Here is a 17,079-nt window from a genome sequence, read left to right as displayed (position 1 = left end):
GTCGCCCGGCCTCGCCACCGGCTTCCGCACCAGGCCGCGAGCGCGGCACCCGACGTGTTGCACAACACGTCGTCGAGCGAACCCACCCGTCCGGCACCCAGCCAAACCTGAAGGCATTCGATCGACACCGACACCGCGAACGCCACCAGGGCGATCCGCGGCACCGGTTTCGCCCAGCCGAAGCGCATCGACGCCAGCACGGCGACCGGCGCCAGCAGCAGAACGTTGCCCGCCAACTGGAACAAGGCGACGTACGGGCGATCGTCGAACACGGGCAGGACATCGCCCAGCAGGTGCAGACTCACCGACGAATCGCGGCCCGGCATCGGCGCCGGTACGAACACGACCGGAAGTACGGCGAAAAACGATGCCAGCAAAGCGAAATCCAGCGCGATCGCGGATCGGCGGCGTCGGTTTCCCCGGAGGCGCGCGACGAACTCGGCGACGACGGCACCGGCCGCGGCGGCGAGCAGCGACCACGGCGCGGCGTCGAGGAATGCCTGCCACCACCAGCCCATGCACTCCCCTTTCGCCGATGATCGTCTTCGGCGAGGGTGGCAGCATCGTGAAGACCGGACAAGAACCCCGGCCATTGTCGGTGAATAACTACCATCCGCGTTGATACTTCACGGGGTTCGATTGTCACGGCCGTGCGGTCAGCCGCCGAGTGCCGGCCCGATCCACCGGCGGACCAAAGACCTCAGCTGCTCGTCGGTGTGCGCCGGGGTCGAGGGGTACTGCAGGAACGACAGGAACAGCCGCATCAGCATTTCTGCGAGGCCCTCGAAGTCCTCGTCGGTCGTCACACCCACCGCGGCCCAGTCGACCGGCACGTTCCGGAGGATCCGCGCGCCGAGCGCGAACGACTGCGAAGAAGTGACCGCCACGGTGAAGACGTCGGCCTCGCCCGCTTTGAGGAGCAGCCCCAGGTACGGCTCGTCGGGGACCGCACGGATGCCGAACACCACGGATTCCACCGCGACCTCGGCGGGGTCGCCGAACGTGGCCAGATGCCGCTCCATTCGCCCGGCGAACTCCTCGACCCGGTCCAGCGCGACCGCGCCGAGGATGTCGGCGAGGCTCGGGAAGTAGCGGTAGACGGTCTGCCGGGTGACGCCGGCTTCCGCGGCGACGTCGGAGAGGCTGGTCTTGGCGAGACCCACCCGGTCGATGCAGGCGGTCGCCGCCTCGACGATCCGGCGGCGTGCCTCGCGCTCGGTCCCGGGCGGATTGCCCCGCCATCCGTGGTGCCCCATACGCCTCATCTTCCCCGAACGGAGAATGTCAGACGGTGGCAGGTGCCGCGCGGCGCACGCGGTGGAGTGCGGCGAGCATCAGGCCGGCGGCCACGAAACAGGCCAGTACGTACAGACCACTCCCCAGCGTGATGCGGTTTTCGATGACGGCGCCCAGCCAGAACACCGCCATCACACCGAGATAGACGGCGGGGTAGGACCGGGCGAAAGGTCCCAGCGGCTCATCGGTGGCCCGGTACCGGACGAAGATCCAGATTCCCGCCACCCACAGCAGCGCCAGTTCGACGGCGAGGATCCAAGCTTGCGCGGTCACGTTGCCGTCGAAGAGGCTCGACGGGAGCCCGGCGATCGCCATGCTCAACGGCGTGAGGACTCCGGCCACCACGATGCGCGCCACCAGCGACCATCCGCGTCTCGAACCGCCGGCGAGCCGCACCACGAGATAGGTCATGGCGCCCATCGAAACGGAGGCGAAGAGCAGCATGCTGGTCATGGGCACGGAATCCAGCGCCGGATGATTGACGATCCGGTTGTTCCCGTTCCAGGCCCACCACTTCAGCGGGGGACCCAGGTGGTCGAAGACCTCGTAGAACGCCTGGCAGGCGAAGGCGACCGCCACCGACCCGGCCAACGCGCCCCGCGCGCGGAAGATCCCCAGCGACCGGACGAGTTCGTAGGCGAGCTGGCTGATCATCGGATAGAACGCGACGATGTAGAGCGGCAGCCGATCCCACATGAACTGCACGGTGAACCGGTTGTGGGCGAAGATGAATCCGTACTGCCGCTCGAGGCCGAACCATTCCGGGAAATACAGGGGCGGTTCGATGACGAAGAGGTACACCAGCGAAGCGCACCACAGCGCCAAATTGGCCGAGTCGCCCTGGCGGTACCGGCGGACGGCGTGCACCAGCGCGAACACGGCACCGCCGAGGACAAGTAGTTCCAGCAACGGCATCGTCCAATGTCCCGCCGTCCACGGTGGACGGATCGAGAGCCAGGCGGACACGTCGTGGCAGTCGAAACCGAGATCCCGCGTGACGGCTTCCGCGTCCGCCCCGCATACGGCGCTCATCGGGCGACCGCGGGTTCGGCGGCGCTTCCTTCCGGCGAATAGTCCGTGACCGGTGGCTCGGCGCGGGCGTCGAAGTCGAACGGGATCCGGTGCCGCCCCCGCGCCGCCCGGATCCGGTAGCGCATGAGGCCCGCGATCACCCTCGGGTTCGTCATCATGTCGCGCAGCGATTCGTCGAGGTTGAACACCTTCGCGAAATGCTCGTCGACCACGTCGTCTTCACGAGCGGCGCCGACGATGAGCCTGAACGCCGGTCCTGACACCGCCGAGAGCAGGCGTCGCTTCCACTCCCCCGCCTTCTCGGTGCCCACCGCGCAGGCGTAGCCCTGGTCCCTCGCCATCGCCAGGCTCCACGGCACGTCGAGCAGCTTTCGCTGGGCCGTAAGGAATCGCGCGGAGAAGTCGGTGTCGAGACGCTCGGCACGGCCGAGGTGTTCTCGCAGCAGCAGGGCCGAACCGGCGGCGGAACTGATGCCCTGCGCGTAGAACGGGTTGAACGCGCAGATCGAGTCGCCGACGAACGCCAGCCGTTTCGGCGGGGTGCGGAGCCGGTCGTAGCGCCGCCATTTGTTGCCGGTCGACCGGGTGAGGTACACCTCGGAGGTCGGGGTGGACCGGTCCATCGCGGCCGCGAACAGCGGCGCCCGAACCCGGCGGGCCGACTCGACGAACGCCTCGGTGGTGCGTGGCATCTCGATACCCCACGAGCCCATGCACGCGATGACCCGGTTGCCTTCGATCGGGAAGAAGTTCACCAGGAACTCGTGCTCGTCCGGATGCGGCCCCTTGTCGGGCGTCGGCATGATCACCAGATGTCGCCACCACCAGGACGGCGGCCGTTCCTCGGGCGAGGGCAGGTCGTACCAGCGTGAGGTGTAGGTGACCTTGGCGTCGAGGGTCCGGACTTCGGGTTCCGGCCAGCCTGCCGCCACCAGCCAGGCGCCGACCGAGGAACCGCGGCCCATCGCGTCCACCACGAAGTCGGCGTCGAGGTGCTCCTCGCCGTCGCGGGTGGAGAAGCCAACGCCCGTGACGGCGCCGTCCCGGGTCGTCAGCCCGCTGACCGCGACGCCCTCGCGGATCACGACGTTGGACAGGCCGCGGACCTTGTCCCGCAGCACGCGCTCGATGAGGATCCGAGAGCTGTAGATCATCGTCATCGCGCTGCGTTTCCGCGCCGACCAACCCTTCCCGTCGAGGTAGGCGGCGTCCATGGACGGCATGAGATGCAGTCCGCCGGCGGCGATGAGGTCGTCCTCGAATCCAGGAAACAGCGCCCCGATCGCGCGGCGGCCCGAGTTCAGGAGGAAATGCGGATGTTTGCTCTGCGGCACCCCGCGCCGGTGTTCGGCCTCGGCCGGCAGCTCGTCGCGTTCGAGCACCAGCACGCGGTCGAAATACGGGGCGAGCGCGCCCGCGGTGCAGAGTCCGGCGGCGCTGCCACCGAGGACGACGGCGGTCTTGCCGAGTCGCATACGACCAACTCCCAGCGTCATTCATACAGTTTGACAACGCCTGTATGAATGTATGAACGACGTCGAGGGCTGTCAAGGGTGGTCGCGGCACGCGGTCGTCACCTTGAGCCTCGGCAACACGACAGCCTTGACGACGACACGCACGACTCGAGGCAGGTTGCGCCCAGGCCTTGTCGGTAGGTGTGCCGGAAGGCGGATCACGCGTGTGCAGAGCCGTAACTCGCGTGTCTCGGGCCGGATCAGCGAGTTACGGCTCCAATCACGCGAGTTACGCCTTCAATCACGCGAGTTACGGCTGGCCCTCGACCCCTCGACCGCCGAGCAGCAGGCCGCCGACGGTCGCCGCTCCGGCGCTGCCGAGCGCGATCCCCCACCCGACCGGCCCGAGCGGCGTGCAGCCGAAGAACTGGCTGACCCCGGGAGTCTGGACCAGGATCGCCAGCAGGGCGGCGGAGCCCAGGCCCGCGGCGAGGACGGTGCCGTCCCGGCCGCCGATGGCGAGCGTCTGCCCGAGCTGGGTACCGATCAAGGAGACGAGCGCGATCGTGCTCGCGCGCCGTTGCCTGCCGGTCAGCCTCGCGAGGGTCCACGCGGTGGACGCCCCCAGTGTCGTGGTCACCGCGCGCGTGGTGATGTCGCGCCGGAGGGCGTCCCCGAGTGACACGCTGGGCCCCTCGCGCAGCAACTCCGGCACGGACTCGGCGTCCGGCCTGCTCAACGCGATCGCCAGGGCGGGCGCCAGGTCGGTGAGAAGGTTCATCAGCAGCAGTTGGCGGGCGGTGAGCGGCGAGCGTCCGGTGACAACCGAGCCGAGCACGGTGAAGGCGATCTCGCCGAGATTCCCGCCGAGCAGGATGCCGAGCGCCTCGCGGACCGACGCCCACATCGCCCGGCCCTCCACCAACGCCGCGACGATCGTCTCCAGCCGGTCGTCGGTCACGACGAGGTCCGCGGCCGCCCTCGCCGCGGCGGTGCCCCGCTGTCCGAGCGCGATCCCGACGTCCGCGAGCCGGATGGCGGGCGCGTCGTTGGCACCGTCGCCGGTCATCGCGACGACCCGGCCGCCACGCTGGTAGGCCTGGATGATCCGGACCTTCTGCGCCGGGCTGCACCGGGCGATCACGTCGACGTCGGCGAGTTCCCGATCGAGCTTCTCGTCGTCGAGTTCCTCGATCCTCGCGCCGGTGAGCACCTTGGTGTCGCCGTTGCGGCCGGTGATCTCCTCGGAGACGGCCTCGCCGGTGGCCGGATGATCGCCGGTGATCATCACCGTGCGCACTCCGGCCTCGCGCAACCGATCCGCCGCCGGCGCGGCGCTGTCCCGCACCGGATCCGCCAAGGCGACGAAGCCGAGCAACCGGAGATCGTCGACGTCGTCCTCGGAAAGGTCCTTTGTGGACACGGACTTCTCGGCGACGGCGAGGACGCGGTGCCCGGCGGCGGCCAGTCGTCCGACCCGCTTCTCCAGCCTGCTCCGGGCTCCCGCACCCAACGGCCGGTCGCCGTGCCGGGCGCACCGGGGAAGGACGGTCTCCGGCGCTCCCTTGACGCACATCAGGTACCGCTTGCCGAGTTTCCCGTTGGTGGCGTGGAATCCCCGTGACGGCTCGAACGGGACGGCGCCCGTCTTCTCCCAGCCGCCGGCGTCCACACCGGCGGTGATACCGCCTTCGAGCACGGCTTGATCCGTGTGATGCGGCAGTTCTTCGGGGTTCTCCGCCCGAGGCGTCGCGCGGACGGCCGCCGCCAGCACCGCCTCGTGGCTCTTCCGCAGCTTGCTCACCGAGGCGGTGGTCCGGCCGTCGTCGATCCGGCTGACGGTGAGCCTGCCCTCGGTGAGAGTGCCGGTCTTGTCGAAACAGAGGACGTCGACCCGCCCGAGCGCTTCGATGGTGCGCGGATTACGGACGAGCGCGCCGTGTTCGGCGAGCCGGCGGGCGGCGGCCAGCTGGGCCGCGTTCACCAGGAACGGCAGGCCTTCCGGTACCGACGCGACCGCGAGGTTCACCGCCGCGCCGACACTCTGCCGCAGCGGTACCCCACGGATGAGCCCGGCGCCCGCGACGGCGGCGGCCGAGCCGACCGCAACCGGCAAGGCCTGTTTGGTGAGCGACGCGAGCCGTGCTTCCACGCCGGTCTCCGGAGCGGCGCCTCGTGCGGCGGCCAATCCTCGGCCGACCTCCGTCTCGTCTCCGGTCGCCACGACGACGGCGGACACCTTGCCCGCGGCGACCGTGGTGCCCTCGTACAGCATCGACGCCCGCTCGGCGATTTCCGCGGCCACCACCGGCGCCACGGCCTTCGGCACCGGCAACGACTCCCCGGTCAGCGAGGATTCGTCGAGTTCCGCACCGGTCGCTTCGAGCACCCGGCAGTCCGCGGGTACGACGTCGCCGGACCGCAGCGACACGACGTCACCCCGCACCAGCGCGTCGGCGACGATCTGCCGCTCGGCACCGTCGCGCAGGACGGTGGTCACCGTCGCGGAGCGTTCGAACAGCCCGGCCAGCGCGCGGTCGGTGTGCACCTGCTGCACGCTGCCGATCAGCGCGGACACCCCGACGATCCCGGCGACCAGCGCGGCGTCGACCGGTGAACCCACCGCGGCCGAAACCGCCGCACCACCGGCGAGTACCGGGGTCAGCGGGTTGGCGAGCTCGGCCATGAACGCCTTCGCGATACTCCTGCCGGCGTTGCCTTCGCCGCCCGCTCGACCGGCGGGCGCCCGCCGCCGGACCTCGCGCTCGTCCAGCCCACGCGCGCCCGAGCCGAGGCGGTCGAGCACGAGGTCCGGCGGCATCAGGTGCCACGGCGACACGACGCGGCCCGAGGACGGGGTCTTCCGTTCGCCGGTGAGTGTGCGGGCACGCCAGATCCCGTCACTGAAGGCCATGAGCGCCCCGGCGTTCACCGCGCGAAGGCCGCTCGCGGCGGGCCTGCGCCGGGCGCTGAGCGCCGTCACACCACCGATTCCACTGGCCGCGGTCGCGAACATCGTCGAATCACGGACGACCGCCCTGGCGGCGGTGATCGCCTCGACGAGCAGGACGGCCGTGCCCACGTCGCGGCCGATCAGTACATGTGCGCCCCACGGTGGCGGGGTCCCGTCCTCGTGCACGCCGATTCCGCAGTCGGACGCCCCCAGCGCCCGGCGATCGTCGGAGACCAGCATGACCACGCGTCCGCAGGCCTGAAGTTCGCGGACGGCGTCGCGCACCGCCCCTCCGTCGGTCTGGACCACCCGCGCATCGGCGGCCTCGGCCGCCGAAACCAACGCGTCCACGTCGGGTGAGCCCTCCTGCGAAACGGCGAGCAACCCCGCCGGTCGTCCGTCACGGGCCAGCCCCAGCACCAGGTGGGCACCCTGGTCCAGCATCCGCTGCCGGTCGGGGAATCCCTCGCCACCGTCCAGTTCTTCGACCGGGCCGAGCGTCCACTCGCCGTCCCGCCGGACCACCTCGGGTTTCTCCGGGTCGAACAGGGCGAACGCGGCGGTCGTCAGGTCCACCGGGTCGCCACCGGGCAAGGGGACCAGATCACTGAGTACGTTCGCCCCCGCACCGAGCGCCGTGGTGTCGATGACGACCGTGTCGAGCAGGTCGAGCCCGCGCAGCACCGACCGGTCCATCACCAGCGCGCCACGCCTGGCGAGGACCTGGCCAAGCTGGGCGGAAAAGGCGGCCGCGCCGTTGGACGGCGCCTTAGGCAACGCCGAGATCGCGACCGCGGCGGCGCGCCTCGGTCCGACGAACGGCAGAGTCGCCGCGGCGGCCGCGGCCCCGGCGGTGATGGACCGGCGCGCGTGACGATCGGCGGCACTTTCCGGAAGCGGCCACGGCCGTTCGCTCACCACCGAGTCGGCGCCGGCGTGTTCGCGCTGCCCGACCAGCTTGGACTCGGCCTCGCACCAGGCCCGCTGGTGGGCCTTGGCTTCCCGCCATTGCGTGCCGCGGACCATGATGTCCAGCAGCGTTCCCTCGCTGCGGGCCGCGAGGCCGTGGACCAGCGCCGCACCGATGGAGGTGGCCGAATCGGCCCTTTCCCGTCCGCGCAGTTTCCGGTCCGCCAGGTCACGCAACCGCGGGTGCAGGTCCACGAGTGACGCCAGCGCCGCGGCCTCCGTCGGCAACGGAGCCCACGGCATGATCTTCGAAGCCACCGACAACATCAGTCCCGCGGCGTCCGCGGCGAGCGTGGACGGCAGCCGGGTCGCGGTGGTGCCGTCCGCCGGATGGTGCAGTTCGTCTTCCTCGACCCGCTCGGCTTCGGAAGCGGGCTCCGCCTCGGCTCGTTCGACCGCGCGGATCAGCTCCAGGCGCCGGGGCCCCGGCTCTTCGACCGCGACGACCACCCGGGATGTCGGCGCGTTCACCTGCGCCCATCGCACGCCGGCGATCTCCGCAAGGGCTCGTTCCACCCGGCGGGCGACGCGGGCGCCGTCGGGTCCTTTCACGCCGTGGGTCTCGATGTAGAGCCTGCCGGGACACGACCAGACCGCCCGACGCGGTCCGCGTCCCGGGATCCCTTCCAGCGGCAGGAGGGCCAGACCGCCCAGCCCCCGCGCGACCCGCCCCAGCGTCCGCGACGGTTTGGGGAAGGCGACACCCAGCACGTCCACGGTCTCCAGGTCCGTCCGCCGCATGCGGAATCCTCCTCGCGCTCGGTGCCTTGTGGATCTCAGCGAGTACCCACGTGCCGAAGCGCCGAATCCCGTTTCCACCTCAAGAGGTGACGGAGTCGATCAACCGGTTGTACCGGAGCCTCAGCGCGCGTTCGAGAGCGGAGAAGAATCCTGCCACCCCAAGAGCGATCTTCGCCCACTGCGGCAGCGATACCGGCGACGTGAACGTGCCGACGTGTTCGGCGACGGCCGGGATCTTGGTGACGGCCTCCGCGCCCTGGAGCAGGCCCACGACGAGCGCGATCAGCAGGATCACGAGGGAGACCGCGCCGATCGCGGCACTGGTACGGGGAAACCGCCGTCCGAACGTCGCCCGCAGCCCTTCCTGCGAACGCGGGTGAGGACGCAGTGTGCGCTCGCCGCCGTGGTCGAGGACGAAATGCATGCGTTTCAGCCCGACCGCGCTGGTCGCGACCTCGATGACACCTCCCGGCACGGGGAACGCCGCGGGCAGGTTGGACCGGAAGAGCTGGACGCCGTCCCGGTACAGCGCCGCGGGGCTTCTCCCGGCCGCGTCTTCGTGCTGCTTCCGGGTTTTGGCGTCGGCGAGGTACCGGACGTCGACCGCGTAGACGTGTGCTTCGAGATCGAGGAAGAACAGCGAACGGGAGAACAGCTGCCACCGGCGGTACTCGGCCAGCGCGGATCCGTCCCCGGACCTGACCCTGGAGAGCTGCCACCGCCGTTTGAGCTTCTTGACCATGGTCAGGACGTCTCTTCCGGTGGGTTGAGGCCGAGGAGGGCGTTCACGCGCTGCAGGACGTCCAGCTGGGCCGGGTTGTACAGATCCACCACGCCGTGGAGGACGACCGGTTTGGTGAGGGCTTTCCACGTCTTCGCGTCCAGCAATCCGGGCTGGGCTTCGTACTGGTCGCGGGCGATCGGCGCGAGGGCCTCGGCGACGCGCTGCCGCGTCGCGTCGTCGGCGTCCGCGGGCAGTTCGTCGAACTCAGTCTGGACGGCAGGCCGGGACGCCGGTTGGAGCGCGTGCAGCGAAGCCATCGTGGCCGGGTCCAGCACGGTCGAAAAGATCATCATCAACGAGCGTTCCTCCTCCGGCATTCCCTCGACGTTGCCGTCGTAGCCGGGTGGCAGGTCCACCAGGCTTCGACGGCGCAGGATCAGGGCCAGCTCGTCGCGCATCCGCTGCTGCCGCTCGATACTCGCCCGCAGTTCCTCGTCCAGCGCGCGCAGCGTCTGCTCCGTGTGCTCGTCCGAGCCCGCCATCGCCGGGATTTCCGACAGCGGCACCCCCAGGTCCACCAGCCGCCGGATCCGCAGCAACCGGATCAAATGCTCGACGCGGTATCGCTTGTATCCGTTGTGAGCTCGTTCCGGCTCGTCGAGCAACCCGATCCGGTGGTAGTAGCGGACGGTCTTCAGCGTCGTGCCGGCCAGTTCCGCCAGCTCCCGTGTGCTCCAGGACATCCCCCGCATTGGACACCGTGCCCTCGGGGCATGGTCAAGCGGCTTGACCATGCCCCGAGGGCACGGTCTCGAATACGCCCATCGGTGATCACACCAAGATCGGGGAGAGATGATGAGACGGAAACGAGTCGTGGGTCTGGCGGTGCTCCTCGGCTTCGTGGCGCCGCTGTTCACCGCACCCGCCGGGGCGGCCGAACCAGCGCCGGGCCTGGCGTGGGCCGCGTGTCCCGAGGACGTGGAGGTGCCCGCGGGCATCGTGCTGCAGTGCGCCACCGTGCCGGTGCCACTGGACTACCGGACGCCGGCGGGCGAGCAGATCGAGCTCATGATCTCCCGGCTGGCCAGCACGAAACCGGCGGTGCGGCGAGGTGTGCTCATGCTGAACCCGGGAGGTCCGGGTGGGCCTGGGTTGTCGTTCCCCGCTGATCTGGCCTCGCACGGCATGCCCGCGAGTGTCCTGGACGGCTATGACGTGATCGGCATGGACACCAGGGGCATCGGCCACTCGACGCCGGTGAGCTGCGGATTCACGGCCGAGCAGGAGTACCTGGGCAACATCCCGCCGTACGCGGTGGACGAAGCGGCGGTCGCCGAGCAGGCGAAGATCGCGAAAACGGTGGCCGCGCAGTGTGCCGCGAACGACAAGGACGGCAGGCTGCGGCACCTATCCACGGCGAACATGGCGAGGGATCTCGACCGGATCCGGGCCGCGCTCGGCGAAGAGAAGGCCAGTTTTCTGGGTTACTCGTACGGTTCCGCGCTCGGTGCGGCGTACGCATCGATGTTCCCCGAGAAGTCCGACCGGGTGGTACTCGACAGCAACGTCGGTGACACCCACCTCGACCGCGACGGGCTGCGCAGGTTCGGGCTCGGCGCCGAGCAGACCTTTCCGGATTTCGCGAAGTGGGTGGCGGCACGGCACGAGTCCTACGGCCTCGGCCGTACGGTCACCGAAGTGCGCAGGACGTACTTCGCGCTCGCGGAGAAGCTCGACAAGACCGCGGTGAACGGCCTCGACGGGCGCTTGTTCCGGCTGGCCACGTTCGCGGGCCTCTACGGGAAGACGAGGTACGGGCAGACTGCGCAGTGGTGGCAGTCGGTCCGTGACGGCGACAAGGCCGCGGCGGAACGCGTCGCCGCCGAAGCGAAGCGCCTGGCCCTGGCGGCCACGCCGTCGCCGACGGACAACGCGTGGTCGGTGTTCCTCGCGGTGACCTGCAACGACGTCGCGTGGCCCTCGGACATCCGCACGTACCAGCGTGGCGTGGCCGAGGACCGTGAGCGCTACCCGCTCTACGGCGCCGCCGGAGCGAACATCCTGCCGTGCGCGTTCTGGCCTTACGCGCCGGCCGAACCACCGGTGGCGGTCGAGGACAAGGGACCGGAGAACGTGCTGGTCGTCCAGAACCGGCGCGACCCGGTGACGCCTTTGCGGGGTGGCCGGCTGCTCGACGAGAAGTTCGGGGACCGGTCGCGGCTGGTGACCGTCGAGGGCAGCGGCCACGGCGTGTACGTCCTCGGCGACAACGCCTGCGCGCTGAACACCACGACGAACTTCCTGCTGTCGGGGAAACTGCCAAGGCGCGACGTGTTCTGCTCGTGATCGACCGGCGGGAGGGCCCAGGCACGGTGGGCCCTCCCGCCGGCAAGAAGGACCTGCTCTACGAAGCCGAGGCACGCCTGGACGACTCGATCGCGTTCGGCCCGCCGAGCAACGCCGCGACCGCCTCGCGCGCCTGACCGGCGGGCTCCGGATCACCGCTGATTCCCGCGGTCACGATTGCCCCTTCGGCGAGCAGGTAGACCGCTTCGGTCACCGGCGAGCCGGTGGCCCGCACCCAGGTGTCGATCTGCTCGCGGAACGCCTGTTTGTGTGCTCGCACCTCGGTCAGTACCGCCTCGGACGACGCGCCGAGTTCACCGTGGGCGTTGATCCAGGCGCAGCCGCGGAAACCCGGTTCGGCGAACCACTCCGCGAGCCAGTCGAAAACGGCGAGCACCCGCTCACGGGGATCCGCGACCCGGCCGACGTGCGCGGCCAGGCTGCCGCGCCAGCGCTGGTCACGACGTCTGAGCATCGCCACCACGAGGTCTTCCTTGGCTTCGAAGAACCGGTAGATCCGCTTGAGCGAGAGGCCGGACGCCGTTCGGACCTTGTCCATGCCGACCGCCTGGATGCCGTTCTCGTAGAACAGTTTCTCAGCGGCGTCGAGCAGGACCTCGCGATCGACGCGGTTCTGCTCCTCGGTGACGGCGGACGGCATCGGGTCTCCCTTGACGTTGAGAACGATCGTTCCCTATCGTAGGCGGCGGACGTAGAGAACGCACGTTCTCCACTTGAGGAGGTTCGACGATGACGGAAGATCGCCCGCCCTGCCCGCCATTCACCCGCGAGACGGCACTGCGGAAAGTCCAAGCGGCGGAGAATGCTTGGAACACCCGGGATCCCCGCAAGGTGGCGTCCGCGTACACGCCGGACTCGGTGTGGCGGAACCGGGAGACCTTCGTCCGGGGCCGCGAGGAGATCGTCACGTTCCTGACCGGGAAGTGGGAACGGGAACTCGATTACGCGCTGCGCAAGAACCTTTGGACGTTCACCGGGAACCGGATCGCCGTCCGGTTCCAGTACGAATGGCACGACGCGGCCGGACAGTCGTGGCGCAGTTATGGCAACGAACTCTGGGAGTTCGATGAACACGGCCTCATGAGCCGCCGCGAGGCGAGCATCAACGACGTCGCCATTTCCGAGACCGAGCGGCGCATCCACGGCCCGCGCCCGAAGGAGGAGCACCTAGCCGACTTCCCGCTTCGGTGAAGACGGCGCGATCAGTCCACGATCGCGGAGATCTCCCACAAGCCCAAGGACTTGTCGGCGTAAGCGCCGTCTTCCTCGGTGCACCCTTCGACCAGCACGGCCAGCGGCTCCGGGAAACCGAACGGCTCCCGGCACAGATTCACCGGACGCCAGTCACCGGTCACGATGTCGGTGTTGGTCCGCAGTTCGGTGAAAGTCGTGGTCAGCAGATACCGGGAACCGCTCCGCCGCAGGTTGCGCAAGGCGCGCCCGATATCGGCGAAACTCAGATGGACCAGACAATCCCGGCACAGCACGAGATCGGCCGACGGCAGTGGATCACTGGTCAGATCGAGCACCCGGAACTCGTGGACCGGATCGTCCCGGAACCGTTCCGCGTTCGTCTCGATCAGGTCGGGAACGATGTCGGCACCGATGTACCGGTCGAGATCGAGGTCCACCTCACTGAGCCAGCCGTAGTCACCGCACGGCAGGTCGAGCAGGGTGCGCACCCCGAACCGATCGAGGAGAGCGGGCAACCGGTCGCTCAATTCCCGTGTCTGGACCGACTCCGAGCCAGGCCCGGAGACCGAGGAGGAACTCCACAACCGGGAACGGAAGATGTAGGTGAAACGATCCTGGGTCCCCATGCTTTCCAGCTCTTCGGCGACCCGCCGGAAGTTGCGCTGCGCCGTGGTCATCGGTCGTTCGTCCACTCCGGCATCGTAACCTCGTGAGTGACGGAGGGCGGCGCGATGACCGAATGGGATTTCGAACGCGATCCGCTGGTGAAGTCGAACGCCGGCACGCTGGCCAGGACGGCGCTTGCGAACGTCGTGCGCGAATATCCGCACCACGAGAGTCACTGGCAGCTCGACGGCGTGCCCATCCTGTCCCCTCGGCTCTCGCACCCGTGCTTCTACGGCAGTTTCGATTGGCATTCCTGTGTCGAGATGTTCTGGGTGCTCGTGCGTTTGCTGCGCCATCACGCCGAACTGGTGCCCGCCGAGGAGATCCGCGACGTCCTCGGTGAGCACCTGACCGTCGAGGCGCTAGCGGGCGAAGCCGCCTACTTCGCCCCCGAGGAACACCGCACCACCCAGCGTCCGTACGGCTGGTCGGCGTTGCTGGAACTCACCTTCGAAACCGTCACCTGGGTGGACCCGGACGCCGCGCGGTGGTCAGCGGGGCTGCAGGAGTTGAGCTCGGTCTTCGTGAACCGCTACCTCGACTGGCTGCCGCGGGCCGGCTACCCGATCCGGTACGGGGTGCACGACAACGGCGCGTTCGGGTTGTCCCGCGCTCTGCCGTACGCGGGATACCTCGCCGATCACGGCGATCCGCGGCTGCGCGGTCTCATTACCGAGACCGCGTGGCGCTGGTTCGGCTCGGACCGCGACTACCCGGCGTCCTGGGAACCGTCCGGAGCCGATTTCCTGTCCCCCGCGCTCGCCGAAGCCGAGCTCATGTCCCGCCTGATGCCCGCGGCCGAGTTCGCCGGGTGGCTGGACGGTTTCCTGCCAGGTATCGCGGAACGGAAACCCGCGACCCTTTTCACCCCGGTGCTCGAGACCGACACCTCCGACGGGCAACTCGCCCACCTGCACGGTCTCAACCTGCATCGGGCGTGGTGCTGGCATCGCATCGCGGACGCCCTCCCCGGCGATGACGACCGGATCCCCGCGATGCTCGAAGCCACGCACGCTCATACCCACGCTTCACTCGCACAGACCACGGGCGGCGCCTACATGGTCGAACACTTCCTTGCTTACTACGCGCTCCTCCTGCTCGGCTGAACCGCCGAGATTGTTCGGAGTGCGCCACTCGTTCAGCGCAGTCACTCGCTGTTGGTGAGCCGAGCGAGGCGACTACGGGTGAATGGCCGCCTGAACGGGTGAACCCACCGTGAGCACGGCTGCTCGAATCTCGTCGGACTTGGACGAAGTTCGCCCGTACTCGACAGTTGCGATCGGCATTTCGCACAATACGAGAACAGTTTGACCAAACTCGTCGACATCAGCCCCCACCTGCGGACTTCGCCGCCACCGCACATCCGAAGATGGCCTGGCTCGACACGGGAAGGGCAAGATTCCGGGCCCCGGAGACCTCTCGGCGGCGCTGGTCCATTCGGCCCCACCCACTACTTTCAGTAGTTTCCGGAGTCACCCAGACCGTTGAGCGACGCGTGCATACCGTTCAGCGCGACACACGCTGTACTACTGAACGGTCACAGTCTGCTTTCGCCAAGATGTCCTCAGCCGCACCGGTCGAGAACCGGTAACGCACGCGTGGCCCCCTGCTGTAACAGGAGGCCACGCGGATGTCCATTCGCCCGCTCGCTAGAACAAGGACAGGACGCTCGTGACCCTACAGCCTGACAACACGAAGACACCAGACAACGAGCCGCCCCAACGGGTCAAAGTCGTCATCGAACACGCCGAAAAGGCGCCTCGGCGAGTCGCGACGCCCGCGGAAATGATCCGCACGGCACGGCCGCTCCTGAGGACACCGGGACGCCACCGCAAAGAGCACACGCGCGACAGCTGGCTCTGCCTGGCGATGGCGGTCCTAGCCGGCTGGGCCCCGACCCTGCGGATGTGCCTCCTGCTGACGATCGGTGGCGGAATCATCGTCGGCGTCGTCCGGATCAGCACTCCGCAGATCGGGCTGTCGGCAGGGACCACCGTCGGTCTCCTGACCCTCTTCGGCGCTTGGATCGTCAAGTCCCGCCAAGAAAAACAGCGGCGAGAGCCGAGCCTGTAGCCGATCGCGCCCCGTGCCCGTCACCCGCGGGCACGGGGCGCCCGGCAATGTCGGAAAATCTCCCCGCCCATGCGGTGGCTTCCGGTTGAATGATCGCGAAGTCCCGACATGTGAGGAGATCTCGTGCGGAGAGCTAGAAGACTGGGGGCCTTGGCCGTTTCGGTGCTGGCAGCGGCCACGGCACTGGGCAGCCCGGCGTCGGCCGACACCGTGCAGTCGTTCCACACCTCGCTCGACCCCGCTTCGGTGCGGGAGTCGATGCGCTATCTGGTCGAGAACTACGGAGTGAGCGAGCAGGAGGCGTTGCGGCGCCTGGAACTGCAGACCGACAGCCTCAAGCTGGACGAGCTGCTGCGCCGCGACCGTGGCGCCGAGTACGGCGGCATGTGGCTCGACCAGGACAAGGGGCAGCTGGTCGTGGCGATGACCAAACCCTCGGCGGCCGAGCCGTACCTGAGGGCGATGCCTGTCCGTTCCGCTGTTCGCACACAACAGGTCCAGCACTCGTTGCGGCAGCTCACGGCCGCGAAAGAACGCGTCGCGGCCAAGGTCGGCGCCGGACCGGAAGCCGTCTACCTGCCTTCGGTGAGCGAGTCCGAAAACCGGGTCGTGCTTTGGGAACGCGGATGGGTGGCACAGGAGAAGGCGGCCGTGCGCGCCGCGGCCGCCGAGACGAACGCCGCCGGCCAGGCCGCCGCGGCGGAATCCGGCATGGTCGTCTCCCGGGTGCTGAAGAACCCGAACGCGCTGTCCACGGCGAACGTGGATCTGGGGTTCTGTCATCCGCTCTACTGCACGAACTACGGGCCGATGCGCGGCGGAATCCGGCTGGACATGAAGCGCGACAACGGCACCTGGGGCGGCTGCACCAGCGGCTTCAACCTGCGGTCCACCGGTGGCGGTTTCCCCGGCAAGGGCTGGGTGCTCACCGCGGGACACTGCATGCGGACCAAGACCAACAACACCCCGACCCAGCACAACGGCAACGACGTCCTGCAGCAGCACGGCATCGAGAAGAGCTCGTACCCGTACGACTACGCGGCCCTGCCGTATGTGAACGACGCGGCGTCGACGCGGTGGCTCGAAAGCCAGACCGGGCGTAACCGCGTGCTGAAGTACTGCCGCAACGGCGGGATGGACAGCAACGGCGACACCCCGTGCGGCGCGCAGGCCACCTCGGTCGACGAGTACATCACCAGTGCCCGCAAGCTCGCCGACATCAAGGCCGGGTATGTCGTCTGTGCCTCCGGGACGGCGTCGAGCGCGGTGAACTACCCCGATTCCGTCGACAGCGGCGCGGGCGCCGGTTACCTCGTCGGGACCCGGTGCGGACGTGTCCTCTCCACGGACGTCGGCATCAACACCGACCTTTGCGCCCGTCCGGGCGACAGCGGCGGACCGCTGTTCAGCCAAGCCGATCACGCGGCGCTGGGCATCCTGGTCGGCAACCAGCAGTCCCGGTCGGGCCCCTGCCAGGCCGGTGAACTGAACAACTACGCGCCGATCGAGACGATCACCACCGATCTCAGCGAGCGGATCGCGAGTCAGGGATCCACGTTCGCGGTGATCACGACTCCGAACGGCTGACCTCACAAGTAGGTGAAGGCCCC

13 protein-coding genes and 1 pseudogene are annotated in these 17,079 nt (G+C 68.9%); 5 read left to right on the top strand and 9 right to left on the bottom strand.

Features of this window, described 5'->3' with window-relative positions:
• Positions 1-86 precede the first annotated feature (86 nt).
• The 7 genes and pseudogenes from ACLJQ7_RS03710 to ACLJQ7_RS03680 form a co-directional block, all read right to left on the bottom strand.
• A pseudogene (locus tag ACLJQ7_RS03710) lies at positions 87-326 on the bottom strand (VanZ family protein); the annotation flags it as partial.
• Between the two features lie 330 nt (positions 327-656).
• Positions 657-1,256, bottom strand: a complete 600-nt coding sequence (locus ACLJQ7_RS03705; protein ID WP_410646713.1) for a TetR/AcrR family transcriptional regulator — start codon at positions 1,254-1,256, stop codon at positions 657-659.
• A gap of 28 nt (positions 1,257-1,284) precedes the next feature.
• A complete protein-coding gene (locus ACLJQ7_RS03700; RefSeq protein WP_410646712.1) occupies positions 1,285-2,328 on the bottom strand; it encodes a hypothetical protein in 1,044 nt (347 codons plus the stop codon).
• Positions 2,325-3,803 carry an FAD-dependent oxidoreductase gene (locus ACLJQ7_RS03695; RefSeq protein ID WP_410647001.1) on the bottom strand — a complete coding sequence of 493 codons (1,479 nt, stop codon included), beginning with the start codon at positions 3,801-3,803 and terminating at the stop codon, positions 2,325-2,327. Before ACLJQ7_RS03695 ends, ACLJQ7_RS03700 begins: the two co-directional genes overlap by 4 nt.
• A 289-nt stretch (positions 3,804-4,092) precedes the next feature.
• A complete protein-coding gene (locus ACLJQ7_RS03690) occupies positions 4,093-8,445 on the bottom strand; it encodes an HAD-IC family P-type ATPase (protein ID WP_410646711.1) in 4,353 nt (1,450 codons plus the stop codon).
• 79 nt (positions 8,446-8,524) lie between these two features.
• A complete protein-coding gene (locus tag ACLJQ7_RS03685; RefSeq protein ID WP_410646710.1) occupies positions 8,525-9,187 on the bottom strand; it encodes a hypothetical protein in 663 nt (220 codons plus the stop codon).
• Between the two features lie 2 nt (positions 9,188-9,189).
• Positions 9,190-9,912, bottom strand: a complete 723-nt coding sequence (locus ACLJQ7_RS03680) for a MerR family transcriptional regulator (protein WP_410646709.1) — start codon at positions 9,910-9,912, stop codon at positions 9,190-9,192.
• Positions 9,913-10,024: 112 nt separating this feature from the next.
• Here ACLJQ7_RS03680 and ACLJQ7_RS03675 point away from each other — a divergent pair, with 112 nt between their 5' ends.
• The gene (locus ACLJQ7_RS03675) at positions 10,025-11,515 is read left to right on the top strand and encodes an alpha/beta hydrolase (protein WP_410646708.1); all 1,491 of its coding nucleotides are present in this window, start codon (positions 10,025-10,027) and stop codon (positions 11,513-11,515) included.
• A 58-nt stretch (positions 11,516-11,573) separates the two neighbouring features.
• Here the strand turns inward: ACLJQ7_RS03675 and ACLJQ7_RS03670 are convergent, their stop codons facing one another.
• On the bottom strand, positions 11,574-12,176 hold the full coding sequence (locus ACLJQ7_RS03670; RefSeq protein ID WP_410646707.1) for a TetR/AcrR family transcriptional regulator: 603 nt from the start codon (positions 12,174-12,176) through the stop codon (positions 11,574-11,576).
• Positions 12,177-12,265: 89 nt separating this feature from the next.
• Here ACLJQ7_RS03670 and ACLJQ7_RS03665 point away from each other — a divergent pair, with 89 nt between their 5' ends.
• A complete protein-coding gene (locus ACLJQ7_RS03665) occupies positions 12,266-12,727 on the top strand; it encodes a nuclear transport factor 2 family protein (protein WP_410646706.1) in 462 nt (153 codons plus the stop codon).
• Positions 12,728-12,738: 11 nt separating this feature from the next.
• On the opposite strand, the gene ACLJQ7_RS03660 is transcribed toward ACLJQ7_RS03665, so the two are convergent.
• Complete coding sequence (locus tag ACLJQ7_RS03660) at positions 12,739-13,422, bottom strand: class I SAM-dependent methyltransferase (protein ID WP_410646705.1); 684 nt, start codon at positions 13,420-13,422, stop codon at positions 12,739-12,741.
• A 39-nt stretch (positions 13,423-13,461) separates the two neighbouring features.
• Here ACLJQ7_RS03660 and ACLJQ7_RS03655 point away from each other — a divergent pair, with 39 nt between their 5' ends.
• The 3 genes from ACLJQ7_RS03655 to ACLJQ7_RS03645 all read left to right on the top strand — a co-directional run bounded on the left by ACLJQ7_RS03655 (position 13,462) and on the right by ACLJQ7_RS03645 (position 17,056).
• Complete coding sequence (locus ACLJQ7_RS03655; RefSeq protein WP_410646704.1) at positions 13,462-14,502, top strand: DUF2891 domain-containing protein; 1,041 nt, start codon at positions 13,462-13,464, stop codon at positions 14,500-14,502.
• 565 nt (positions 14,503-15,067) lie between these two features.
• Positions 15,068-15,469 (top strand): hypothetical protein, encoded by a 402-nt coding sequence (locus ACLJQ7_RS03650; protein ID WP_410646703.1) that lies wholly within the window; start codon positions 15,068-15,070, stop codon positions 15,467-15,469.
• Positions 15,470-15,592: 123 nt separating this feature from the next.
• Positions 15,593-17,056 carry a trypsin-like serine protease gene (locus ACLJQ7_RS03645; protein WP_410646702.1) on the top strand — a complete coding sequence of 488 codons (1,464 nt, stop codon included), beginning with the start codon at positions 15,593-15,595 and terminating at the stop codon, positions 17,054-17,056.
• The last annotated feature ends 23 nt before the right edge of the window (positions 17,057-17,079 follow it).

Source organism: Amycolatopsis sp. cmx-4-54, assembly GCF_046548895.1.
Taxonomy (GTDB): domain Bacteria; phylum Actinomycetota; class Actinomycetes; order Mycobacteriales; family Pseudonocardiaceae; genus Amycolatopsis.
This window is presented reverse-complemented; position numbering and strand designations above follow the sequence as displayed.